Origin of the sequence: Gibbsiella greigii (genome assembly GCF_039540155.1) — a bacterium.
Classification (GTDB): domain Bacteria; phylum Pseudomonadota; class Gammaproteobacteria; order Enterobacterales; family Enterobacteriaceae; genus Gibbsiella; species Gibbsiella quercinecans.
In genome coordinates this window covers 52,238-75,771 of record NZ_BAABEM010000004.1, presented here as the reverse complement: position 1 = coordinate 75,771, position 23,534 = coordinate 52,238, and the positions used below count along the sequence as shown (strand labels likewise).

Below are 23,534 nucleotides of genomic sequence, written 5' to 3'. Positions count from 1 at the left end.
CTCTCCTCAAACCAGACATCAAAACCGTGACAGTTCAGCGCTCTCACTGGTGTATCGCCACCCTACCATTAATTATGCTTAAGATTCAATACATAAGGCCACAGTATAATATTTTGTTATGGTTAGCGGCGATTATTTTATTTTTTAGGCAGGTATATTTTATTGTATTACTTATCATATTGAATTTAAACGGCCATTTTATGGCATGAGCGTTATCCTTGAAATAATGTTTTAAACATAAAGCCAAACATTAAATAAAAATTTAAACACTTCACCTTCAAAAATGGTGCAAGCGTGCTTTTTATCCGGGCATGGCTGTTTTTACAATCTATTAATAAAATAATACAGGCAGGAGTCACTAATGACCAATAATAGCGGAAAAGTGCTTATTCTCAATGAAAAACAGGTAAAAGATGAACTGACGCCACAACTTGTTTTGGATCTGGTAGAAAAATCATTTGCTGAATACGCCAATGGGAATGCCGTTAACCCGGTGAAACTTCACCTTCCATTATATCCTCATCATGAAGGATATATTAACTCAATGCCATCTTATCTGACCAAAATGGAAATTGCCGGGGCTAAAGTCGTCAGTGTATTTAAACATAATATGAAAGAGCACTGTCTGCCGAGTACGATCGGGACAATTATTTTGCATAATACAGAAACCGGCGCACCTTATGCCATTATGGATGGTACGTATATCACAGCGGCGCGTACCGGTGCCGTAATTGGCGTGATGGCAAAATATCTGGCAAAACAAAACTCGAAAGTGTTTACGGTGGTTGGCGCCGGTGCGACGGGGTTATCTGCATTTATCATGATCAATGCCGCACTGAATGAAAGTATTACCGAAGTTCGTCTCGTTGATATTAGCCCTGATGCTCAAGCCAGGTTTTCCTCTTCGGCAAAAGAGATCTTCCCGGCTATTCGCTATGTCAACTACGATAGCATTCAGGAAGCCTGTACCGGCGCGGATATTATCGTTGCTGCTGCGACAGCATCAACGCCGCTCTATGATGATATCACCTTTGATAAGGGATCAACGTTATTGATGATCGAGGGGGACATGGATGATAAGTTCGCCAACAGATTTGATAGCTTTATTGTTGATTTTAAAGAGTGCTTCGTCGAGCGCGTCAATGTAACCAATACCTATCATGCCGAAGAAACCGGAGAACCCATTCAGTTGCTTTCAGAAGAGAGCGTGACGGCAGAAATTGGCGATGTGATTACAGGGAAAGCAACGGGTAGAAAATCCGATGAGGACATTATCGTCGTCGGTTCTATCGGTATGGGGATCCAGGATATCATCGTCGCTGATTACGCCTGCAAAAAGGCCCGTGAAAAAAATAAAGGCACGCTGGTTGATTTTTTTAATCTTCCCTGATGTATTTTTGGCTGCAACGTAATAACTATCCAGAATAATCAGAAGCCTGACAAAACCGCTACACTGACGTAGCCAGCCAAGAGGGAACCGTACGTACAGAGCGGCCACATACGGTGTGAATATATATGCAGGGATCAGCCCAGGGCCACAGATAAATTTTTACTGGCAGGTCAGCATTAAGTGAATGGCTAATACTATCCATAATGGCCCGCTGTATTTCTATAGTGAGCGAAGGATGAGAGCGGCTCATTTATATAAGCCTGACTGAGCCATATTTTTCAAGGGAACACCATGAATCTCAAGTTGCCATCATCGTTTACTATACTTTTTTGGATTATCATCGCCATATCTGTGATGACGTGGATTATCCCTGCCGGTCATTACGATACGGTTGAAGGAACGGCGATATTAAAGGCCGGGACTTATCAAACTATAGCGAAAAACCCACAAGGATTATTTGAAATACTGATGTCGCCTGTTCGGGGCTTTTCTGTTTCACTGGGGGTTGTGTTATTTATTCTTATCATAGGTGGGTTTCTGGGCGTAATGGCGAAAACAGGTGCGTTAGATGCCGGCATCGCCAGTGTTGTAAAAAATTCGCAAGGGAATGCAAAAAAATTAATCCCTATTCTGTTTTTTATTTCGGCTGTTGGTGGCTCCACCTACGGTTTTGGCGAAGAAACCGTCGCTTTTATTCCATTAATTTTGCCGGTAATGATCGCCACTCGCCTTGATCCGCTGGCGGGAGTAGCAACCATTTTGCTGGGTTCGGAAATTGGTATACTTGCCTCAACCGTCAACCCTTTTGCCACTGGCGTGGCTTCGGCGGCAGCCAATATTTCCCTTGGGGAAGGCATATCCTGGCGTTTACTTATCTTTGTTTCTAATGTGACTATCGCTATTCTTTATCTTTACCGCTACGCACAGCATGTGGAGAAAGATAAAAATAACTCTTTAATGATAAAAACATGGGATGACGATCAACAATATTGGAAAAAAGAAGCCGTCATTGAAGGCATGACGAAAACGCAAAAAGTGGCACTGATGCTGATGTGTTTAACCTTTATCATTATGATAGTGTCAATCATCCCATGGGATTCACTGAATAATAAATGGACTTTCTTCATTACCGGTAAGGCGTGGCTCAGTCACACTTTTTTTGGAAAAATCATGGGTGACGTCCCCGCCCTTGGCACTTGGTATTTTAATGAGTTATCCATGTTGTTTTTTGGCATGTCTATTATTATTGGCCTGGTTGCCCGGTTATCTGAAAAAGAGATTGTGGAAAGCTTTATCGCGGGCTCGAAAGACCTGCTGGGCGTGGCGTTGCTGGTGGCGCTGGCAAAAGGGATCCAGGTGGTGATGGATGGCGGGCATATTACCGCAACGATCCTGCACTGGGGGGAACAGGCGCTTACCGGGGTTTCGCCTGCGGTATTTGGTATTTTTGTTTACCTGTTTTACTTGCCTATGTATTTCTTTATCCCTTCCACATCGGGGCTTGCTGGCGCAACGATTGGTATCACCAGTGAATTATCCAGGTTTGCCGGCGTGGCACCCCATGTCGTTATCACGGCATTCCAGGCTGCATCCGGCTTGACCAGCATCATTACGCCAACCTCAGGGATCCTGATGGCAGGGCTTGCTGTCGGGCGAATTAACTTTGGCATCTGGTTGAAATTTGTTGCGAAGCTTGTCGCCATACTATTCGTGCTGGATATGCTCATCATCGCGATTGCAGCGCATGTCAGTGCATTTCCGTGAACGATGAGATACGGCCGCCAATGGGGCAAAACCACTATCACGCCAGGCAACAGCAGAGGCCGTTTGGAAAGTGCTCTTTTCGCTAACGGGCGAAGAGAAAGGGCGCGTCGCGTGGTAGTAAACAGAATATTATTCATTTAATTCAGTATGTTATTTATAAGAATAACATTAGGTAATGCAAGATTATCGATATTTAATTTCCCAGAAAACATCCCTCATTGTAACACTGTTGACAAAACCAGCCTGTGGCAGAGGAGCGTATGTCCATAATAGAACTCTTTTATTTCGGTGATGGTGGCTGGGGGGCGCTTTTACTCAGCGCATTAGCAATGACCCTCTCTTTGGCTGTGGCGGGCATGCTGCTAGGAATGCTGGCAGGCATCGGCGGTGCTTATGCCGCATTATCGGGCGTGCCGGCTTTACGGCTGCTTGCCCGGATTTATACTACGCTGCTGCGGGGGATTCCTGATTTACTGGTCATTTATTTATTCTATTTCGGTTCATCCACGGTACTAACGGCCGTTAGCCGTTTCTTTGGTTCCGAAGGTTTTGTCGGCGTGCCAGAGTTTTTTATCGGCGTATGCGCGCTAGGGATCGTTGCCGGTGCCTATTTAACCGAAGTATTTCGTGGCGCGATTCAGGCAATTGATAAAGGTGAGATTGAGGCTGCACTTGCTTTTGGTATGACCATGATGCAGCGCACACGGCGTATTGTTCTGCCCCTTGCGGCCAAACATGCTTTGCCTGGCATGGTAAATATCTGGCAAATGGTTCTAAAAGATACGTCGCTGATATCCATTATTGGCTTGGTGGAACTGATGCGGCAGGCACAAATAGCCGGCGGCTCCACGCACAAATATTTTACCTTCTATATGGCGGCGGCAGTTATTTATCTGTTTGTTTCCTGGCTTTCAGGGCGTGTGTTTGCAAAAGCCGAACGCGTCACCATGCGTTCAGTGACTCGTGACGAGGAAGGTAAAGCATGCTGACGGAGCTAAATTTTTTTGCTGATATTTTCATGCGCCTTCTGGCCGGTGTGCCATTAACCATTCAACTGGCGGCAACGGCGATATGTGTTGGCGGTATTCTTGGCATGTGCCTGGTCTTTATGCGTATTTCAGGGCGTTATCTGCCAGATTTGATTGCCAGAGGGTATATCTCTATTTTTCGCGGAACGCCGCTGCTGGTTCAGATTTATTTAATTTATTACGGCCTGAGCCAATTCCCGGAGGTACGTTCCAGTTTTTTGTGGCCGTTTTTACGCCAACCGTGGTGGTGTGCCGTGCTTGCGCTTTCACTCAATACTGCTGCCTATGTTGCAGAAATTGTTCGGGGATCGATTATTACCGTTGCCAAAGGGCAAATTGAGGCAGCGCTCGCCTATGGTATGAAGACCTCCTTGATATACCGGCGGATCATTCTCCCGCAGGCGTTTGTACGCATGCTGCCCGCCTATGGGAATGAAATCATTCTGATGATTAAGGCAACGTCACTGGCTTCTACCATCACGATTATGGAGGTCACCGGTATTGCTGCACAAACCATATCGGAAACCTATCGCCCGATAGAAGTGTTTGCCGTTGCCGGGATGATTTACCTTTTCCTGAATTTTTCTGCTGTATTTGTTATCCGGCAAGCAGAGCAGCGCCTGTCGCTGCAAAATTCATTCGACCGCAATGTTCAAAACGCAAGAGACTATTTCTGACGTTGGTATATGCAGGCCAAATTTAAATACGCGGTTATTTCCACCAGACCATAAATTAATTATTCCTCACGACACCGGAGATCGTTATTGACCATGAAATTTCATACCGTGTTTCTTCTTACATCAGTGGCTATTTCGTTTGCTTCCCCCGCATATTCACAGGATAACATTCGCTTTGCGACAGAGTCGTCTTTTTCTCCGTGGAGTTTTACCAATGCAAATGGGAAATTAGACGGCTTTGAAATCGATCTCACGCATGAGCTTTGTTCTCAAATAAAGGCTAATTGCCAAATTTATTCTCAGAGCTGGGATGGTATTATTCCTTCGCTGACAACGGGAAAATATGATGCAATCATTGCAGCGATGAGCATTACACCTAAGCGCCAGGCCGTCATTGGTTTTTCCACACCTTATGCCGTTGCAGTAAACACGTTTATGACGGTCAACGGCGGCGGGTTGGATTCGCTGGCAGGCAACAGTAAAACGCTGCCTCTTGATGCAGATAAAGCCCAGGCGGATGAGGTTATTGCTGCGCTGAATAATCAGCTTGAGGGCAAGATTGTTGGCGTGCAGACCTCAACGACCGCCTCAGCATTTTTAGCTGAACGTTTTAAAGGTGTTGAAGTCAGGGAATATAAAACGATGGACGAAGCCAGCCTCGATCTGTCTGCCGGCCGCATCGATGCCATTCTGGCAAATGTGACGGTGTTGCAGGCGGCGATAAAGACTGGCCAAACAGAAGGGGCTCACCTTACCGGGCCGCTATTTTCAGGAAAAGCATTTGGTGAAATTGCGATTGGTTTACGAAAAGACGACCCTGCGCTGAAAACCAGGCTTGATGCGGGGCTGAAAGCGCTCAGTGCTGACGGCCGGCTTAAAGCGCTCAGCGAAAAATGGTTTGGCTTCGATATCTCACCCCATAGCGGGCAGTGATAACCGGGTGGAACAACCGGGCACAAGGTTGGCCTGTGCCCGTTTTTTGGCGCTAATCAGCTCAACCAATCACATTCTGCCAAGGTTTTTCTCAAGCGCTCAACGATGCCGCCGCATTCGCTTCAAGCTTGGCCGAAGAGTGCTGGTATCTGCTGCTGATCGCGATCACCCTAGCGATAATCAACGCAGGCCGCGTAATCATTATCGACCAGCACAGGCGGATCACCTCGGCTATCGATATCACCACTCCCCCTAGCCCGGCATTAACCTCCCCCACCAGCACAACATCCCTTTCCCACTCTTAAGGTCATTCCCTCCTAGCCAGATACAAAAGTAAATGACGAAACATTTTGTTGACAACGTAATGCGAGTAATTAAAACTAGCCCGTACAGTTATAACGCATTATCTTCAAGGTCGTCACGCTTTGCCTGGCGGCCTTTTTAAGCATAAACGCAGCGCCCTATCTATATGAAATTGCTTCGTTAAATGCCAAAAATAATCGTGTAACCATTCTCTAAACACTACAGGACATTCGAAATGATGACGTTATCCCGGGCTGCAAGCCCCATGTTGTTAAGCCTTGCCATCCTGATTACCGGTTGCTCCAGTAATCCGCCCGTCCGTTATACCGGTATCGACTCGGCGGCTAAGCTGACTGCCAATACCGGCGATAACGCCGATCGTATTCCCTATCGCTACGCCCCTCAGGTGGACTGGCAGAAATACAACAGCATCATTATCGATCCGGTCATCCTCTATCACGGGGCGGATAACCAGTTCGGCGATATGGCGCCAGCAGACCGCCAGCAGCTCGCCAGCTATATGCAGAAAAAGTTTGCCGAAGAATTGCGCCCGCGCTTTCGCGAAGTGTCCGCCCCCGCGCCGGGCACCCTGCGCCTGAAGCTGACCCTCACCGGGGCCGATACCACCACCCAGGTTGTCGGCACGGTAACCAAATTTGATCTGGCCGGCGGCCCCTATAACATCGTACAGTCAATCCGCGGTGGTCAGGGAATGTTCAGTGGTTCGGTAAATTATGCTGTTGAAGTTTACGATGCGGCGACCAACACCCTGCTGCATGCGTATGTTGCTAAACAGTATCCGAACGCCATGAACGTCTCCGCCAGCGTCGGCTCGCTTAGCGCGGCCGAGGTGGGGATCGACAAAGGCGCTGAAGAACTTGCCGGGATATTGAAATAGCCCCCAGCCGGGGGCTGCAATTCACTCCTTCAAGCGTAAAGAGACAACATCATGAAAAGCCTTTCTGTTCGGACATGTCATGCGTTGCTGTTACTTCCCGTGATCGGTTCCGCATCGGCGCTGGCCGATAGCCTGGCGCTGGGCCTTTCTGCCGGGGCGGCCCAAAGCCCCTATCGTGAAACGGATCCCACCGTATTTCCTTTCCCATTGATCAGCTATGACAGCGACTATCTGTTTTTTCATGGCATCAAAGGCGGTGTGCATCTATGGAAGGATGATGTCAATCAGCTTGATGTTTTTGCCGCCTATGATCCACGCCAGTTCAGGCCGAAAGACAGTGACGATCGCCGTATGAAACTGCTAGACCGGCGTGACTCCACTGCCGTTGCCGGCGTGGAATACACCCTGCGTACCGATTTCGGCCATTTCAACGCGTCGGTTGCCGGCGATGTACTGGACAACAGCGATGGCATTTCCGCCAATGCCGCCTACCTGTACCCGATAATGCTCAACGATTGGGAACTGGTGCCTAAAGTGGGCGTGCGCTGGGACAGCAAAGACCAGAACAAATATTACTTTGGCGTTTAGCCAACGCGAATCGCAGCGCAGCGGGCTGGCCGCGTATGATCCGCAAGACAGCTTCACGCCGTATGCCGAGCTGGCGCTGCGTTACCACGTGACGCCGGCGTGGACCACCTTTGTCTCTGCCCGTTATGAAGCGCTGCCGGACGAAGTGAAAAACAGCCCGATGGTCGACAAAGACGGCGTGGGCCTGGTTTCCGCTGGCTTCAGCTACAAGTTCTAATCAGCACTGTTGCGGGCAAAGCGGGGGCATCCCCGCTGGCCCAATGATAAAACGCCGCACCAGGGCAACCCGATGACGGAATGTCATCATAAACCACAGCCGCAGACCGGCTCTTTGAACCGGCTGCGCTTTTATCGTCTACCACAATGGCTTTTCCGTGCCTGAACATGAAAACATACCCGCATCTAACCGTCTGCCCACAGTGTGACAGCGTCTACCGCTATCGGCCGTATACGGCCGGCAATACGGCGCTGTGCGAACGCTGCCATGCCGTGCTCTGGCAGGGCGACGGCCGCGGCATATACCGTGCGCTGCCGCTGACCCTGGCCGCCGCCATCGCTTTTTCCATCGCCTGTATTTACCCGGTGATGCGTGTCGGTTTTCATGGCGTAACCAATGACGTTACGCTCTGGCAGGCCGCATGGGCGCTATCGCCAGGGGAAGCATTCCCGTTGCTGGCGTTGTGTAGCCTTTTTTTGCTGATTGCCGCCCCCTTCCTGCAGATCATTCTGCTGGCCTGGCTGCTGCTGTTTGCCCACTATCGCCGCGCCGCGCCGGGGTTTATCACCATAATGAAAGCGCTGGTCTGGCTGCGCCCCTGGAGCATGGTGGAAGTCGGCGTACTGGGTTTTCTGGTTGCCGCCGTCAAGCTGTCCTCCTTGCTGGAGGTTGCGCCCGCCGCCGGCGGTTGGGCACTGGCGGCATCGGCCGTGCTGATTATCCTCGTCACCCGCCGGGATCTGCGCCCTCTGTGGGCGCTGTTGCCTATCCGCGAAGAGGCTCATCATGAATAACGCCCCTTTTGCCCGGCAAATGCAGGTTCGCGGTTGCCCCCTCTGTGGGCTGGTTTGCGATGCGCAACCCGGCGCCAGCAATCCCCCGCATTGCCCCCGCTGCGGTGCCCTGTTGGCTGGCGGGCACGCGGAAAACCACGCGCGCGCCTGGGCCTTTCTGATTGCCGCCATGATTTTCTATCTTCCCGCCAATCTCCTGCCGGTGATGTACACCAGCCTGTTTGGCCGGGGTAGCGAAAGCACCATCCTGTCTGGCGTGTTGGAGTTTTGGCGCGGCGGCGCCTATGGCATCGCCGCCATTATCTTTATCGCCAGCGTAGTGATCCCCTGTATGAAGTTTTTATCGTTAAGCGTACTGCTGATCTCGGCCGGCCGAAAAAGCCGCTGGGCCCGGCGTGAACGCACCCGGCTGTACCGCATTACCGAGTGGATCGGCTGCTGGTCCATGTTGGATGTGGTGGTTGTGGCGGTGGTCTGCGGGCTGGTGCGCTTCCATTCGTTGAGCGAAGCCGAGCCGCGGGCCGGCATCCTGTTCTTTGCTCTGGTGGTGATACTGACCATGCTGTCAGCCTTAAGTGTTGATCCAAAATTAATCTGGGAAGGTGATGAATGATGCGTCCGCAACCTGGCGAACCAGTGCTTGCCCGCCGGCATTGGCGCAATGCCCTTATCTGGCTGGTTCCGGTGATTGCACTGCTGATCGCCCTCTCCATGCTCATCCAGGCCCGGCTTGCCGCCGGGCCGGAAATCACGATCGCCTTTCGCAGCGCCGCCGGGCTTGAAGCCGGCAAAACGGCCGTCAAATATAAAGACGTCACCGTTGGCACCGTCAAAGAGATTACGCTAAGCCGCGATAACTCACAGGTGTTGGTCAAAGTGCAACTGACAAAAAGCGCGGAAAACCTGGCGCGCGCCGACACTCGCTTTTGGGTGGTCAGGCCGCGCGTTGGCGTCAGCGGCGTCAGCGGCATCGATACTCTGCTTTCCGGCGCCTATATCGGCGTGGATCGCGGCGAATCCTCCGACTCCCGCACCGAATTTACCGGGCTCGAAATTCCGCCGGCCATTATCAGCGATACGCCGGGCAGCCAGTTCATCATTGCGGCGGACGATCTTGGCTCATTAGATATCGGCTCACCGGTTTATTATCGCCGGGTTCAGGTGGGGCGCATTGCCTCCTATCAGTTGCGTAAAGACGGTAAGGGTGTCGATCTACGGGTATTTATCGAAGCCCCCTATGATCGGCTGGTCACCGCCAACTCCCGCTTCTGGAATGCCGGTGGGGTGGATCTTTCCGTGGGAAGCGACGGCTTTCGTTTAAAAACCCAGAGCGTCGCCGCCATCATTGCCGGCGGTATCGCTTTCGCCACGCCGGAAACAGATTCAACGGCCGGCGAAAACAAACCGACTACATTTACTCTGGCGCCGGACAGGGATACCGCCATGTCCCCGGCCGACGGCCCGGCCATCCCCTTTCAGTTGCGTTTTGAACGCACGGTTCATGGCCTGACTGTCGGCGCGCCGGTGGAGTTTTCCAGCGTAAAAATCGGCAAGGTGGTTTCCATCAACCTGGACTATAACCCGAAAGGTTACCGTTTCCCGACCTTGGTGGGGATAGAGGTCTATCCGTCCCGTATGGGGAACGTGCTGAACAAGCTGCCGCAGGCCACCTCAGACAATATCGCACATGAGACGGCGCTGTTCACCCGCGATCTGGTTGCCAACGGCCTGCGCGCGCAGGCGGTGCCCAGCAGCCTGCTGACCGGGCAACTATATATCGCCATTGATTTTGTTCCCGACGCGCCAAAAGTGAAGTTCGATATCTCGGCCAGGCCGCTGCAACTGCCCACCATCAGCGGCGGCTTCGATAAAATTCAGCAACAGATGGCCGGCATCGTAACGAAAATCAATAAAATGCCGCTGGAATCCATCGGCAATAATTTAAACAGCACCCTCAGCGAACTCAGTAAAACGCTCAGTATGGTGAATAACCAGACGTTGCCGGCAGCAAACCGCCTGATGAAGCAAACGCAGAAGACCACGGAAAATGCCCAGGATCTGCTGGCGGAAGACTCACCGTTATTGATTAATTTCATGCAAACGCTGCAGGAAGCCACCCGGACATTACGTGCCGTTCGCAGCCTGACCGATCAACTCGATCGCCATCCTGAATCGCTGTTGCAGGGGCGGCCGCGCGATGCCGCCGTATTGGAAAATGCGGGCGATCTTCCCGCATCCGCAGGAGGAAAACCTTGATGAAACGCCCGTTTCGGCCCTGGATCATTGGCAGCGCACTGTTCCTGGCCGCCTGCTCATCCCCACAGGTGCGTTACCACACGCTGGTCAGCCCGGCCCCACTCGCTGGCATGGGCACGCCAGCGCTATTTGTCATTGAGCTGCTGCCGGTTGGAGTGCCGGCCCAACTGGATACGCAACAGATGATAGTCCGCCAGGGGGAAAGCAGCGTTGCCGTGCTGGATAACGACCGTTGGCTAAGCCCACTGGGGGATGAACTACAGACGGCGCTGTCGGCACAAATCACGCAGCGCCTGGGAACGCAGGATGTTTCGGGGCTGGCGCGTGAGGACGATAAACCGGTGGTGCGGATCCTGGTGCAAATCAGGCGTTTTGATAGCTGGCCCGGCAATGCCGCCCGCCTGGACGCAACCTGGAGCCTGTCGGCCCGGCGCGGGGAACAACGCAGCCGGATCGTATGCAGCAGCCATTTAACGCAAAATGCAACCGGCGACTATACGCAGCTGTTTACCGCCTGGCAGAGCCTGACGGCACAGATGGCGACCCAAATTGCGCAAACCGCCGCGCGCTGGTCAGCCAATAGCGCGGCAACCTGCCAAGGAGAATAACGGAAACATGCCCAAATGCGTTGCGTGGCCTTTCGCGCAGCGCTTAATACCGCAATTGACGGCGTAAAAAAGCCGGGAGGGTTACCCCGGCCCGGCCAGAACACAACTTGCTGCCTTTTACAGATGGCTGCCGATAGAAAGGCAGCCGCTTAACATCAGTACGGTGGTGATAACGCCAATCAAACCCAGGATCTTCATACTCGCTCCCGATTAATAAAAAATACGCAGCGCGTCAGAACAGAGACACACAGCCCGACAGGAGCAGCACGGATGAAACCAACCCTACCCACGCAACAATTTTCATATCCACACTCCATAACCAGCCACATTTAACTGCACCGTTCAGTTTATTAAATGAGAAAAAATTGTCAAGCCTTGCTCGGGCCATCAGTGCGATATAGCCAAAATAATGCGAGTTACAAAATAAAACGTAAAAGCGTTCTTGAACAGCATCACCGGTTTGGCTCAGCCCAATACCTTCTGGGCTGCATTGCTGATGTCGGGTTAGGAAAGGGTGCCTGTGAAGAGGAAAAGCACACAGGCGGGCCAGTACTGATCCAGCCCACCACAGGCTAGTTTTTACTTTTAGCCTGCGGTACAGCCCCATAGAGGAACAAACGGACGCCGTTGCTGACCATTTGCTTTATCTGCGCCGTGGTATAACGCGGCAACTCACGCTGAAAAATTAAAATCTCCGTCTCCGCTTTCACCAGCGTGGCGAACTGCATCGCCCGGTACATCGGATCGCCGTCTTCCAGTTCACCTTTTTGTATCGCATCAGCCATTACATTAGCCAATTTTGCCATACTGTCCTGGATACCGGATTCATAAAAAAGTTTACCGATATCAGAATGCCCTGCCTCGCCCACCACAACCCGGTAAATCTGCAACGCCTGATGATCACCAGTGAGAACCTGCAGCATACGTTCCCCAAATCGGGTCAGCTTCTGCTCCAGAGAAAGCGCTTCACTCCCAGGCTCCGTCAGTGAATCCGCCGCATCAGCCATAAAACGCGCGCTGTAGACACGGACAACCGTTTCAAAAAGCGCTTCTTTCGACGCAAAATAGTTATACAGGGTTGCTTTAGATCCCCCAACGCGCCTGGCAACGGCATCCATCGACGCACGCTCGTACCCTATTTCCTGAAAAAGCTGTGCAGCCGCGGCAATGATGGCCTGTCGCCGTTCTTCTGTTAATTTTCTCATACGTCTCTCGCTATTTTTTACTGAGATCAAGGACGGCAGTAAGTCAAACAAATAACTAAACAGTGCAGTTAATATGGCCCAGTATGCCATATTTGGCCGTCAACAGGTAAGACCTGCGTCATAAAGCTGTTACTGGCGAGTTGAGCGCCAGTATCATACCTTTAAAAAGAGGAGCGGAGTTGCATAGCGCGCGTACTCACACAAAACGCACTATGACATATCAGGAATCAAGGCTCGGCCAGTTGTCGGCGACTCCCCGATATTACCGCCGTAAAAGATCCCTCGTTCTCAGAATAAACCGCCCGGTAAAAAGCTAATGAGACAGGATTATCTGCATCAGCAAGCGTTACACCATACCTTCCCTTGCGGGGAAAACGGGTATGTCTGTGTCGTGATGTTCCCCTTGACAATCACCGCCCCAGGAATAAACTGTACGGTACCGTATGGTAAAAATTGACGATTCGCCGGCAAAGCTGGCAACGGCCATTCCTTTAAGAGGTGGTAAAAATGAAGAGAATCGCATCCCTATTGATACTGAGTGTTGCTCTGACAGGGACCCTGTCGACGTTTACTGCACAGGCAGATGGGCGTGGTCCTGGCGATCAGCCAATCAAACAGCCGCAACATCAGCAAGCTTCGAAACATCAACAGGCGCCGAAACATGCCGATAACCGGCAACAAAATGTAAAACACCCACAATCCAGAGACCATTTCACCTGGAGCGGCCATGACTTCCGCAAAGGGAAACCCGTACCGCAAGGTTTCCGTGCAGATAACTACAGGGTAAAAGACTGGCGCGCACGCGGGCTTTATCAACCGCCACGCGGCCAGAACTGGGCGTATATCAACGGGAATTATGTCCTGATCGCCGCCGCTACCGGCATCGTGACGGCTATCCTGTTAGAAAGCACCAACGGGCATTAACAGCAACAATCACAGATAGGCTGATGGAGGATGGTTAAGCTATCATCCTCCCTCTCCTGCGATTGTATTTATTTGCTGCCGCCGCCAATCGGCCATTTCATCGTATATTTCTACCCACAGAATATTCTCAAAAACGCCGCTGACAACACAGCAAAACTCACGGTGCATAATGCCCCGCCACGAACCCGCTCAGCCACGGCATCAGTGATCTCTTCTATCCGCTTTATACTTCAGGCTGCAGGTATGTTCGCATAGTTACTCGGCCCATCCAGAGCCGGTACTGTTCAAAAGCGCTGTTTGCTTAACTACAGCCCCTGCCGCAGCCAGCGATACAGCTCCATATTGCGCCTGAAGCCCATTTTGCGCATCACGCTCATTTTATGGTTGCTCACCGTTTTAATACTGATAGTAAGCCGAGAGCCGATTTCCGCCAGAGACAACTCCTGCCGCAGATATATCATCACTTGTTTCTCCCGCAGCGTTAGCGCGTTGTGCGTGCAGGTACATAGGCCTATCGGCACAGGCTGATCCACACGTTGCTCTTGGCGGCGCGCCAACGCACAGGTGATAACCTGCAGTGCGGAAGCGAGGGAAAAATCATGCTGGATCACACCAGCCAGTAGCGCACAGTTCGCCCGGCCGTTTGGCCTGTCGTGGGGCTGGCGGATCGCAAAGCACAGGGGGCTAAAGCCGGGCTTTAGCCCCTCATACAGGCAAAAACAGGTGGGTATACCGGAGGGGAAATACTGAAAGATCATATCCACGCCGGGGTATTGTGCCGTCACACGCCGTACGGCGATCCCCGTGCGGCCAAAATAGTCGCTAATGGCCGCCAGTAGCCCACTGGCGAAATAGGCATTCTCATCAAATATAGCCACTGTTATTACTGGACGCATAAGCTCCCTGCCTTATGACTTGTTTGCTAAACGGCTCGGCACCACGGCCTTCCGCGCCGTTCACCTGCCAGGCGCCCGTTATGGCGCATGGCTGTTGTCGATCCTGAGCTGATACACCATGGTGGCATTCGGCGGCACTTTCGGCGGGTAGCCGCTCTCGCCGTAGGCCAGCGCCGGCGGTACCACCATCGTTAGGCTGCCATGATTGCGCAGGTGGCCGATCGCCTCGCGGAACAACGGCGGATAAGCAGAAAGCGGCTGCGCCAAGACCTTGCCGCTTAGCTCCATATCCTGCACCACCTCGCCGTCCGTCAGCATCTCTTTGACCACCACTTCAATAATCGCCCCCTCTGCCAGCGGCTCGTCACCGGCGTAATCCACCCGGTACCAGAACCCCATATCGGACTGTTTCACCCCTTTCTGCCCACGGAAATCGGCCACATAGGCTTTGTCTTTCGCCTCCCGTGACTTGACCACCGCATCACGCGCCGCGTTCGCGGCCGCATCGGCTTTCGCCATCAGCGCCGCCAGCTCCGACTGCGGCAGCGCCGGGTGCCCGGTCACCGTATCCAGCACACCCGTCAGCAGGATGTCTTGATCGACCGTCACCCCCCAACCCTGCCGCTCCTGAACTACCCCCTGAATATCTTTCCCCAGGGCACTGCCTACCGCGTAGGACATGCGTGCATGGTCGTCGGTTAACTGTTCCGGCGTAACCTGCCACACCTTGTGTTGCCGCAAGGCACCAATTTCCTGCCGGGCCGCCGCCAACTCAGCTTGCTGCTGCTGTGCCTGAACCTGGTGCGCCTGGCTGGCTTGTTGCGCCTGCGCCAGTTGCGTAGCCAAGGTGTCGGCCTGCGCGCGCGCCTTTGCCTCGGCCGCCCGAGCCTGCGCAGCCCGCTGTTGCGCTTGCTGAATCAAGGCGGTTTTCTGCTGTTCATCCGGCGTGCCCTGCACCGCCTGGCGCATACCAGCCAACCACTGTTGCAACAGCGCCAAATCAGGCGCCTGGGATGGCGGCGATGCGGCAGGAGCGGCGAGCCGTAAGTTTTGCACCTCCTGGCGCAGCGCATTCAGCTCCGCCGTCTGGCGCGCCAATTGTTCATCCCGTTCCCGCAAGGCCTGGCGCAGCGGCAGTACCGTCGCCGCAGGCGCCTGCGGCGCTTTTCCTACTGGATGGGCCGCACCGTCGGCTGATTTCTTGTCAGCGCGGCGCGGGTTCTCCTGCGCTGGTTTGGCCGCCGATGCGGCCTCACTCTGCTGCTGATATTGCTCGGCAAACTGCAACAGAGCAGGGACGCCACTTTGCGCATGGGCGCAGCAAGGCTGCGCTAGCAACGTGGCCAGCAAGGATAACGTGATCCGAACCGGGCGTTTCATTTAACCTGTTCCCCGCGCGCCGCCAAACCGGCCAGCACCGCCTGATTCACCTCGGCACACAGGCGATTGACCTTGTAGCGGTACAGCGCATCCACCGTGTCTTGCGTATCGCTGTTTACTTGGGTACGCAGCCCCGCATACTGCGAAGCGCCGCTCATCAGGGCATCAAAAGTGCGTTTATTCTGCTGATATTGTTCGGCATTAATGGTGCGCAGCGCGTCCAGCTCTTTCTGGCATTGCTGCAGACGTTCTGCTTCCCGCTGTTTGCGCTGTTCCTCCGGCGAAGGCGCCTGCACTTCGGCGTTCTTCTCCGGCACAATGCGCTTTTGCAACGGGGCGTTTTTACACCCCACGACGCTTGCCCCTGCCAGGCATAACAGCGTGATCTGCACACAACGAGATAGATAAGGCTTGATCATGTTGGCTTTCCTTCATTCTTTACGTTATTTCTGCCCCGCTGGGCGCAGAGGCTATAGCGGCTAAAAACGCCGATCCTTTGGAAACAGCAAAGCCGCTTCCCGGCGATAACGTTCCGCCGCCACATTCCGCTGTTGGTGATACAAAATGGCAATCAGGCTGGCGTAGACATTGGCATCGGTCCGTTGCGCCAGATACGCCTCGGCCCAATCGGCATAGCGCCAAAGCAGCGCCTCGTCCCGCGTGCGGTTGTAAACCAGCAGAGCATGGGTTTGCAGATCAAATGCCAGGCGCTCTTGCAACGGCCAGGCGACCACCGGCGGCAAAGCAGCCAGCGGTTCAACATCGCGCAGGCCGCCGCGTTCAACACAGGTCAGCGTCTGCCCGACATAAAAAGCCGCCAGCATCACCCCAGCGCCGACGGCGAGTACCGATGCCAACCCGGCCTTTAGCGCTACACCGGCCATCGGGGACAGATGCACCACCCTGCGTTTTCGGCCAGTAAGACGATCCAGCGTTGCCAGCAGCAACATGAACAACGCCCAGTGCAATGCCGAAAGATAAAACGGATACTCAAGCTGGGTGTGCATCAGCATCGGCACCATAACCAGGCACAGCGCCGTCGCCTCGCCGGCGTTGGCGCGCCCGGCGGTAAACGCCGCCCGATCATGCTTTATGGCCTGCCGCAGCACCCGCACCCCGGCTGCGATCGCGATTCCCAGACCACACAACGCGATCAGGCCGCCTTCTACCCACCACAACAAGATTTCATTGTGGGGATGGCGGGCAATTTCCTGCACCTGGGTTGGCGAGGCCTGATGCACGCGAAAATGCTGAAAAGCGTAATCAAAACTGCCGTAGCCCCAGCCGGCAAAGGGCCGTTCCGCGATCATCCTGAGCGTATCCTGCAGCATCAAAACACGCGCCAGGTTCGACTGTTCATGGGTCAGATAGCGCAATACGCCGGCGCTTTCCTGCCCCAGCAACACCACAATCCCGATGCCTACGCCACCCAACACCAGCGCCATCGCAGCCCCGGCCTGCCAGCGGTAGCGGCGGCCAAAGCAGAGCAGAAACCCCAGCGCCGCCAGTGCGCCGCCCAGCCAACCGGCGCGCGACTGTATCCATACCAACAACGCCGGCAGCAGTACCAGCAACACGCCCAATCCGCTGCGGCGCCAACGTTCCTGTTTCGCCGATTTCAGTGCATAGCTCGGCAGCAAAAACAGCATCAGCGCCAGCGCCAGCCCGGTGGCGATAAAGCTGCCCAGTACATTGGGCTGCTGAAAAACGCCGAATACCCGCGTCCCGCGCAGCGGCACCCAACTCAATGCGGGCGCGAACAGTTGCAGCAAAGCGATCACGGCCTGCCCAAGCACCAGCACCAACAAGAGAACCATCAGGTGCGCGCGCAGCCGAAACGGCATACGTACCTGCAGCCAGGAAAAGTAAAAGCCCCAGCCGGCCAACAGCCCCGCCAGCCGCCAAGCGGCGGTAGAAAAACCTGGCGCATAGCCATAGGCCAAGGGAATAAACAGCAACGCCACGGCAAACAACAAATAGCCGCTGGCCGGCGTTACCACAATGCCGCGCCTCAACGGCAGGCGGCACCAGATAAACAACATCACGCCGGCAAGCGCCGCATAACATAGGGCATTCACCGGCAAATTGAGGCCAACACCGCCCATATTGGGGAAATAGCACACCGACAAGGCCAGCAGGCCGAGAAAATAAGCAACCAACAACCGTTCTATTCGCAACACACCCTCACGCCATAAGAAAAGAAAACCAAACGCCCCTGGGGGACAACACTGTCGGCCAAGGGCGGCAGGCGGCATAAGCCGCCGGAACGCTCGACGGGCGGATTATTCGTACGCCAGACTAAATGTTGCCGCCGCACTGAATGTGCCGCGCCCGATCGTTTTGTTGGTGATGGCGTCGGGTTCGCCCTGCACGTAAGCTTGCAGCGATATCGTGTTGCTGCCGTCCGTCAGTTGGTATTTACTGGTGGCCTTATTGAGTTGCAGGGCTTGGCCGTCCTGGGTTTCCAGCCCAACGGCGATCCCCGAGGCAGCGCTGCCGCTGTCAATCGCCAGCAACCCTGGCAGATGGCTGTTCTCTGTGCCGCTAAAGGTGACCGTAACCGTATTCCCCAGGCTGGTATCGCACTCCGTCAGGTGCAGCGTGAAAGGCCGGCTAAGCGTGCGCGTATTCAGATACAGGTATTTGTCGACAATGGTGCCGAAATCCAGCGAAATCTCTTCTTCACCCGGCGGGATTACGCACGGTTCGGCCACCAGCGTGCCGTGGAAATACATATTCTCGCTATCCGCCGCGGCCGCTTGCCCGCCGGCCAACAGCAGCATTGCAGCGAGCAGGGCCACGCCCTGCTGCTTTTTCTTTATCATTAACATAGCGCCGTTCCCTTTATTGTCGCACCCGCATCCCACGCTGAGCACCTCAGTCATAATGCAGCCGGAAATCAATCACCGCCTGATAGCGCCCCGGATTCAACGTCGCCGGCGTGCGTATCGGCGTTACCGTATACGTCAGGGTGTTGTTCCCCGGCGTGAGCAGCACCGGTTTGTTGCGGGCGCCCAACCGCACCGGCTGCCCACGGCTATCCGCCAATAGCAGCCCCAACCCGGTTGCGCCGGTCACGCTCACCAGCCCCGGTGCGTCCGCATCCGCGGGGCCGCTAAAGCTGACGGATACCGCCGGTGCGCTGCCGCTCCAGGCCAGCGCACCGCCCCAGGGATCGCGGTTGCTGGCCGGCGCCCGCAGGCAGTCTTTCAGGCGCAGAACAAACGCCACCGGCGTACCGCGATCGCCGATATGCTGGAATTGCGCCGTGCCGGTCTCCCCTAACCACACCTCCTGACGCGCGGATTCCATCTCCAGGCCGCAGGCGTTTTCCGTCAGGGTGCCGGAAACGTAAAGCACGCCGTTAGCGCCCTGCACGTCCCAGTTATCCACGGCGTGCGCTCGGGGCATCAACATCAGCAGCATCCCCACGGCCAATGGCACCATCAATATTGCCGCCGCCATCAGGCTAACCCGCTGGCGCTGATAGTTCCTGTAGGCTTTGCCAGACAATTTTGGGTTATTCCGTCGCATTGTTTTCTCTCCGCTGTCTGTGTCTGTTGCCGGGATTATCCTTTCCCTGCCGCTTGGCATAACGGCACGCCGGGCTGCTTATTTCTTCTCAGGCACAACCTGGCACTCGCTGCCACCGCAACGGAATACCAATTGCGGCCGGCCACCGTAATCATTGATATAGGTCAGTACCGGACTGGTGCCCAACACCGCAGCGCTAACGCTCATCGGCGCGCTGCTTTTGGGCGCCAGCATCAACGGCGTGAAGCCGGCCACTGCATTGCCCTGCTTGCGGGTACTGGCTTCCACTATCGTCACGTAATAAGGAGTGGGGTTATGCACCTCGTACTTATCTCCCTGTTTGCTTAACGTCAGTTTCTCCTGCCACGGCTGCGCATTGCGCACCGGGGCGATCGCATCAGGGCGGTAGAACATTTTGATCCGCGTCTGCAGCGCTATCTGCAGCGTGTTTGGCTTATCACTGCGCGGCGGGATCTCACGCAGGTTGAAGTAGTACAACGTCTCGCGATCCTGCGGCAGCTGTTTTGCCGCCGGCAGCGCCTGGATTTTCACCTGGCTGGGCTTGCCCGGCTCCACGCGCTGCACCGGCGGCAACACGGTGAACGGGCTTTGAATTTTGTTGCCCTGCTCATCCTCGATCCACCCCTGCGCCAGATAGGGCAAATTTTTGTTTTGGTTGCTGATATTCAGGCTCATCGTCTTTTGACTGCCGTCAAAAACCACCCGAGTGCGATCGAGTGCAATCGCCGCCTGCGCCGATTGCGCCAATATTCCGGCCATCAGCGCGCCGACGGCCGCCAGTTTGAAAACAACGCGTTGTTTCTGTTTGATAAGGTTCTGATTCATCATCTTCTTCGCAGTGAATATCCGTTACGCTCAATTAGGATCCACCGGCATCAGGCTCTGTGACGCCGGAGGCATATTGCGCCGGGACGGCGAACGTCAATTCCCGCCCCGTGCACCGTTATTGCTGTTGTTCATTCGCGGCAACCGCAGCGGAATTTTTAGCGCTATCCAACGGCTGGCAAGGCAGCAACAGGCTGTTCATCAACATCTCAGCCGGTAGCGGCGTCGGCATTTGCACCTGGCACTGCGGGCCGCCATTCCAGTGCACCTGCATCACCTCACCCGGATTAATGCCCGACAAATAGACGCTGCCGCTGTCGTTGATAATCCCCGTTGTTTGTTTACGCATATTCATCACCGTAGCGCCGAACGGCGGCTCGCTGCCGTCGGCCAGTTTGATAATCGCCATGGCTTTTTCGCCGGCGATGACATCAAACTGACGATAGCCGATAGCCCCTTCCGTTAGGGTGGCCTGCACCACCGAACGCGTCGCTTCGACGTTGTCGCCCAGGCGGTTCAAATCGATGCTCGCTCTGTTGCGGTAATAGCTGTTCACATCCGTTATCACCGCTTTGCCAAACCGGTTGGTCATGATCGTGCTGCCGTAGCCACGCACCGGTACGTCGGCCACCCCTTCCGTATCCAGCATCAGCCGGGTGCCGCCCTGGCTGGTTACCCGGTGCAGCGCAGCGCCCTGCCCCGTGATAGTCATACCGCCCTGTGCCGTCAGCCCCATCGCGCTATAACTACCGCCCTGGTAACTGGCGTTGGCGCTGACCTGCGCCATATCGCCCTCGTGGCTGTAATAACCGCTGGCCGTCGCCCCGCTGCGTGCGCTGCCGGCGCTGATCTGGTAGTTGTTGTGTTCATCCACCCGGTTGTAGTAGCCGATACGGTGCGTGTTATCATCGCGGCTTGCCGCCATGTTGTAGCTCAGCGTGCCGTTATTGCCCCACGGCACCGACAGCGACAGATACATGCCGTCGTCGTTGGTGTCGTTGTAGCGCGTGCGATATGCCGACAGCGATACGCTAAGGTTTTTGAAATTGCCGACGTCGAAATAACGCGACACCATCAGGTTGTAACGATCGTTCGCCGGGCGATCCCAATAGGTCTGGTGGCTGTAGGTCAGATAGGTGCTCAATCCCCAGTCGCGGAACTGTTTGTTGAAGGTGATGGTGTACAGCTCCTTGCTGTTGCCGTTGCGTTCACCTTCGTAGCGCGCATCCAGGTACTCCGCCATGCTCATGAAGTCTTTCTGGGAGAAGCGGTAGCCGGCGAACGTGATCTGGCTGTCGTATTCGTCAAAGCTTTTTGAATAGCTCAGGCGGTAAGAGCCGCCGGTCAGCGTGCCTTGCTGCGGCAAGTTGGCGCGCGACTGCGTGACATCGAACGACAATGCGCCCAGCGCCATCAAATCGCGCCCAAGCCCCACGGATAATGCGTTATAATCGCCGCCGCCGATGCCGCCGCCGTATAACGACCAACCATTGCTTACCCCCCAGGAAAACTCCCCGGTTGCGAACAGCGGGCCGCGCGTCCGGTGTTCCCAATCCGACGGTTTCCCCATTGCCAGCTTGTAGCGCAGGCTGCCGGGGCGCGTCAGGTAAGGAATGCTCGCGGTGTTCATTTTGAAGGTTTGTACGCTGCCGTCCTGCTCTTCCACCCTGACGTCCAGTTCGCCGGAGACGGCGTCATTAATATCCTGGATTCGGAACGGCCCTGCGGCGACCTGGGTTTCATACAACACCCGGCCTTGCTGGCTGATCACCACTTTGGCGTTGGTTTTTGCTACCCCGGAAACTTCCGGCGCATAGCCGCGCAGGTTCGGAGGCAGCATATTGTCATCGGATCGCAAGCTGGCACCGGTGAAGCGTAGGCTGTCAAACAGATCGGAACTCAGGTAGTCCTCCCCCATCGACAGGCGTGCGCGTAACGCCGGAATGGCCCGATAGGCGTAATAACGGCTCCAGTCGAACTGACTGTCCGTCGGTTGCCCTGAGCCGGTCTGGTGCGAGAGGTTCGCCTGCCAGTCGGCGCGCAGGCGCCAGGCCCCAAGGTTGGCGCCGGTGGTGCCGTTACCGCTCAGGCTGTAGCTGCCGCTGCCGCCGCTGCGGTGGCGCTGCTGCGTTTGGGCGTTGACGTTGTAATCAAACAGTAAGCCCGGGATACCCTCATCCCAGCGGGAAGGCGGATCCCAGTTCTCAGAGGTGTATTCCAGGTAGGCTTGCGGAATACTGAGATATAAAGAAGAGGTGCTCAGATCGCCATGCGCTTCCATGCCCGGCAGACTGCGCAAATCCAGACATTGGCCGCCGTGCGTCCAGGCCAGCGATCCTGCCTGATTTTCCTTCAGCCCCAGTTGATTAACCAACGCCGGCGACAAACAGGCTTCGCTGCCTTTCGGATCGTTTTCTGGCGCAACAAATGCCACCTGCTGTTCAGGCATATCACTCTTGTTGACGTGCAGCACCATGGTATAGGTGCCGGGCATGATGAAGCCGCTACGGGAGAACTGGCTCAGATCGATATTGTTACGATCGTTGGTGTCCAAAACGTCCGTGTTAAACTGGATCTCGTCGGCTGCATAAACCAGCATTATCGGCTGCCCAAACGCGAGGGCAACGCATAATCCCAGAACCTGAAGACGAAATAACTTCCCTGCCGGTGAAAGCATAATACAAACCCTTTCGAAAACGGATTAATCGTCAGTACGCGAGAAAATTAAAAGTAATCCAGCTTAAACCGCACCGTGGAGAAATACGTTCCCGCCTTCAACGGCTGATGATTAGGTATCAGCGTCATGAAATAATTCAGCGTCATATTCCCTGGCACTATTTCTTCCATAGGTAATGGCACTCCGGGAATAACAACATGGCCGTTGTTATCGGTAATTTTCAACCCAATACCACGGGCTTCACCCTGCACACCAAATAAATCACCGTCCGCATGGCCATCGAACGTAACCTGGAAATTTTTCCAATTCGGCTTATTCGCTGCCCGTTCCAATACGCAATTGATCAATTCGATGCTGAAAGGTTTGGTCAAGCCCTGGCCATCACGCATGATTTGCCCAACCGGAAGGGTTTCCATATCAATGGTTTGTTCCCGGCTGCCGGCGGCGATGGCGCAGGCGGTATCGATAATGGCGCCTTGCATATTGACCCTGCCCCACCCTTGAAGGGCCGGCGCGGCGCCACCCGGGGCAGAGACCAACGCAAGCATCAATATAAAAGGCGTCACGCCTGCCTTACTCCCATGTAAAAACATCGCGGCATTCCTTTTCCAGATGG

23 protein-coding genes are annotated in these 23,534 nt (G+C 54.7%); 13 read left to right on the top strand and 10 right to left on the bottom strand.

Annotated elements, in window-relative coordinates:
- Positions 1 to 361 precede the first annotated feature (361 nt).
- The 12 genes from AC559G_RS01255 (at position 362) to AC559G_RS01200 (ending at position 11,456) form a co-directional block, all read left to right on the top strand.
- Complete coding sequence (locus AC559G_RS01255; protein ID WP_346078586.1) at positions 362 to 1,390, top strand: ornithine cyclodeaminase family protein; 1,029 nt, start codon at positions 362 to 364, stop codon at positions 1,388 to 1,390.
- A 291-nt stretch (positions 1,391 to 1,681) separates the two neighbouring features.
- The gene (locus AC559G_RS01250) at positions 1,682 to 3,154 is read left to right on the top strand and encodes a YfcC family protein (RefSeq protein WP_498910662.1); all 1,473 of its coding nucleotides are present in this window, start codon (positions 1,682 to 1,684) and stop codon (positions 3,152 to 3,154) included.
- 260 nt (positions 3,155 to 3,414) lie between these two features.
- The gene (locus tag AC559G_RS01245; protein ID WP_279028962.1) at positions 3,415 to 4,143 is read left to right on the top strand and encodes an ABC transporter permease; all 729 of its coding nucleotides are present in this window, start codon (positions 3,415 to 3,417) and stop codon (positions 4,141 to 4,143) included.
- On the top strand, positions 4,137 to 4,859 hold the full coding sequence (locus AC559G_RS01240) for an ABC transporter permease (RefSeq protein ID WP_416261670.1): 723 nt from the start codon (positions 4,137 to 4,139) through the stop codon (positions 4,857 to 4,859). The genes AC559G_RS01245 and AC559G_RS01240 overlap by 7 nt, the downstream gene beginning before the upstream one ends.
- A gap of 93 nt (positions 4,860 to 4,952) precedes the next feature.
- Positions 4,953 to 5,792 (top strand): transporter substrate-binding domain-containing protein, encoded by an 840-nt coding sequence (locus AC559G_RS01235; protein WP_498910658.1) that lies wholly within the window; start codon positions 4,953 to 4,955, stop codon positions 5,790 to 5,792.
- Positions 5,793 to 6,330: 538 nt separating this feature from the next.
- Positions 6,331 to 6,993, top strand: coding sequence for a DUF3313 domain-containing protein (locus AC559G_RS01230; RefSeq protein ID WP_498910656.1), 663 nt, complete (start codon positions 6,331 to 6,333; stop codon positions 6,991 to 6,993).
- A gap of 51 nt (positions 6,994 to 7,044) precedes the next feature.
- Positions 7,045 to 7,581: a MipA/OmpV family protein gene (locus AC559G_RS01225; RefSeq protein WP_498910654.1), complete on the top strand. Its 537-nt coding sequence runs from the start codon at positions 7,045 to 7,047 to the stop codon at positions 7,579 to 7,581.
- Positions 7,571 to 7,798 carry a MipA/OmpV family protein gene (locus tag AC559G_RS01220; protein ID WP_498910652.1) on the top strand — a complete coding sequence of 76 codons (228 nt, stop codon included), beginning with the start codon at positions 7,571 to 7,573 and terminating at the stop codon, positions 7,796 to 7,798. The genes AC559G_RS01225 and AC559G_RS01220 overlap by 11 nt, the downstream gene beginning before the upstream one ends.
- Before the next feature lie 167 nt (positions 7,799 to 7,965).
- On the top strand, positions 7,966 to 8,592 hold the full coding sequence (locus tag AC559G_RS01215; RefSeq protein ID WP_095848951.1) for a paraquat-inducible protein A: 627 nt from the start codon (positions 7,966 to 7,968) through the stop codon (positions 8,590 to 8,592).
- The gene (locus AC559G_RS01210) at positions 8,585 to 9,205 is read left to right on the top strand and encodes a paraquat-inducible protein A (protein ID WP_498910650.1); all 621 of its coding nucleotides are present in this window, start codon (positions 8,585 to 8,587) and stop codon (positions 9,203 to 9,205) included. The genes AC559G_RS01215 and AC559G_RS01210 overlap by 8 nt, the downstream gene beginning before the upstream one ends.
- Entirely contained in the window at positions 9,202 to 10,848 is a 1,647-nt protein-coding gene (locus AC559G_RS01205) for a PqiB family protein (RefSeq protein ID WP_498910648.1), read from the top strand. Before AC559G_RS01210 ends, AC559G_RS01205 begins: the two co-directional genes overlap by 4 nt.
- The gene (locus AC559G_RS01200) at positions 10,848 to 11,456 is read left to right on the top strand and encodes a PqiC family protein (protein ID WP_498910646.1); all 609 of its coding nucleotides are present in this window, start codon (positions 10,848 to 10,850) and stop codon (positions 11,454 to 11,456) included. Before AC559G_RS01205 ends, AC559G_RS01200 begins: the two co-directional genes overlap by 1 nt.
- Positions 11,457 to 12,028: 572 nt before the next feature.
- Here the strand turns inward: AC559G_RS01200 and AC559G_RS01195 are convergent.
- Entirely contained in the window at positions 12,029 to 12,661 is a 633-nt protein-coding gene (locus tag AC559G_RS01195; RefSeq protein WP_438596837.1) for a TetR/AcrR family transcriptional regulator, read from the bottom strand.
- A 507-nt stretch (positions 12,662 to 13,168) separates the two neighbouring features.
- Between AC559G_RS01195 and AC559G_RS01190 the strand changes: the two genes are divergently transcribed.
- Positions 13,169 to 13,585 (top strand): RcnB family protein, encoded by a 417-nt coding sequence (locus AC559G_RS01190; protein WP_498910643.1) that lies wholly within the window; start codon positions 13,169 to 13,171, stop codon positions 13,583 to 13,585.
- A 305-nt stretch (positions 13,586 to 13,890) separates the two neighbouring features.
- On the opposite strand, the gene AC559G_RS01185 is transcribed toward AC559G_RS01190, so the two are convergent.
- From AC559G_RS01185 to AC559G_RS01145, 9 genes are all read right to left on the bottom strand, one after another.
- Positions 13,891 to 14,463, bottom strand: a complete 573-nt coding sequence (locus AC559G_RS01185) for a helix-turn-helix transcriptional regulator (RefSeq protein ID WP_498910641.1) — start codon at positions 14,461 to 14,463, stop codon at positions 13,891 to 13,893.
- A gap of 96 nt (positions 14,464 to 14,559) precedes the next feature.
- Positions 14,560 to 15,861 carry an FKBP-type peptidyl-prolyl cis-trans isomerase gene (locus AC559G_RS01180; RefSeq protein ID WP_498910639.1) on the bottom strand — a complete coding sequence of 434 codons (1,302 nt, stop codon included), beginning with the start codon at positions 15,859 to 15,861 and terminating at the stop codon, positions 14,560 to 14,562.
- Positions 15,858 to 16,280 (bottom strand): YuaE family lipoprotein, encoded by a 423-nt coding sequence (locus AC559G_RS01175; RefSeq protein ID WP_498910637.1) that lies wholly within the window; start codon positions 16,278 to 16,280, stop codon positions 15,858 to 15,860. The genes AC559G_RS01180 and AC559G_RS01175 overlap by 4 nt, the downstream gene beginning before the upstream one ends.
- A 60-nt stretch (positions 16,281 to 16,340) precedes the next feature.
- Positions 16,341 to 18,041 (bottom strand): PglL family O-oligosaccharyltransferase, encoded by a 1,701-nt coding sequence (locus AC559G_RS01170; RefSeq protein WP_498910636.1) that lies wholly within the window; start codon positions 18,039 to 18,041, stop codon positions 16,341 to 16,343.
- Between the two features lie 102 nt (positions 18,042 to 18,143).
- The gene (locus tag AC559G_RS01165; protein ID WP_498910634.1) at positions 18,144 to 18,692 is read right to left on the bottom strand and encodes a fimbrial protein; all 549 of its coding nucleotides are present in this window, start codon (positions 18,690 to 18,692) and stop codon (positions 18,144 to 18,146) included.
- Positions 18,693 to 18,738: 46 nt separating this feature from the next.
- Positions 18,739 to 19,395: a fimbrial protein gene (locus AC559G_RS01160; protein ID WP_498910632.1), complete on the bottom strand. Its 657-nt coding sequence runs from the start codon at positions 19,393 to 19,395 to the stop codon at positions 18,739 to 18,741.
- 78 nt (positions 19,396 to 19,473) lie between these two features.
- Positions 19,474 to 20,241 carry a fimbria/pilus periplasmic chaperone gene (locus AC559G_RS01155; protein ID WP_498910896.1) on the bottom strand — a complete coding sequence of 256 codons (768 nt, stop codon included), beginning with the start codon at positions 20,239 to 20,241 and terminating at the stop codon, positions 19,474 to 19,476.
- Between the two features lie 118 nt (positions 20,242 to 20,359).
- Complete coding sequence (locus AC559G_RS01150; protein WP_498910630.1) at positions 20,360 to 22,918, bottom strand: outer membrane usher protein; 2,559 nt, start codon at positions 22,916 to 22,918, stop codon at positions 20,360 to 20,362.
- 47 nt (positions 22,919 to 22,965) lie between these two features.
- Positions 22,966 to 23,511, bottom strand: a complete 546-nt coding sequence (locus AC559G_RS01145) for a fimbrial protein (protein ID WP_498910894.1) — start codon at positions 23,509 to 23,511, stop codon at positions 22,966 to 22,968.
- Positions 23,512 to 23,534: the final 23 nt, after the last annotated feature.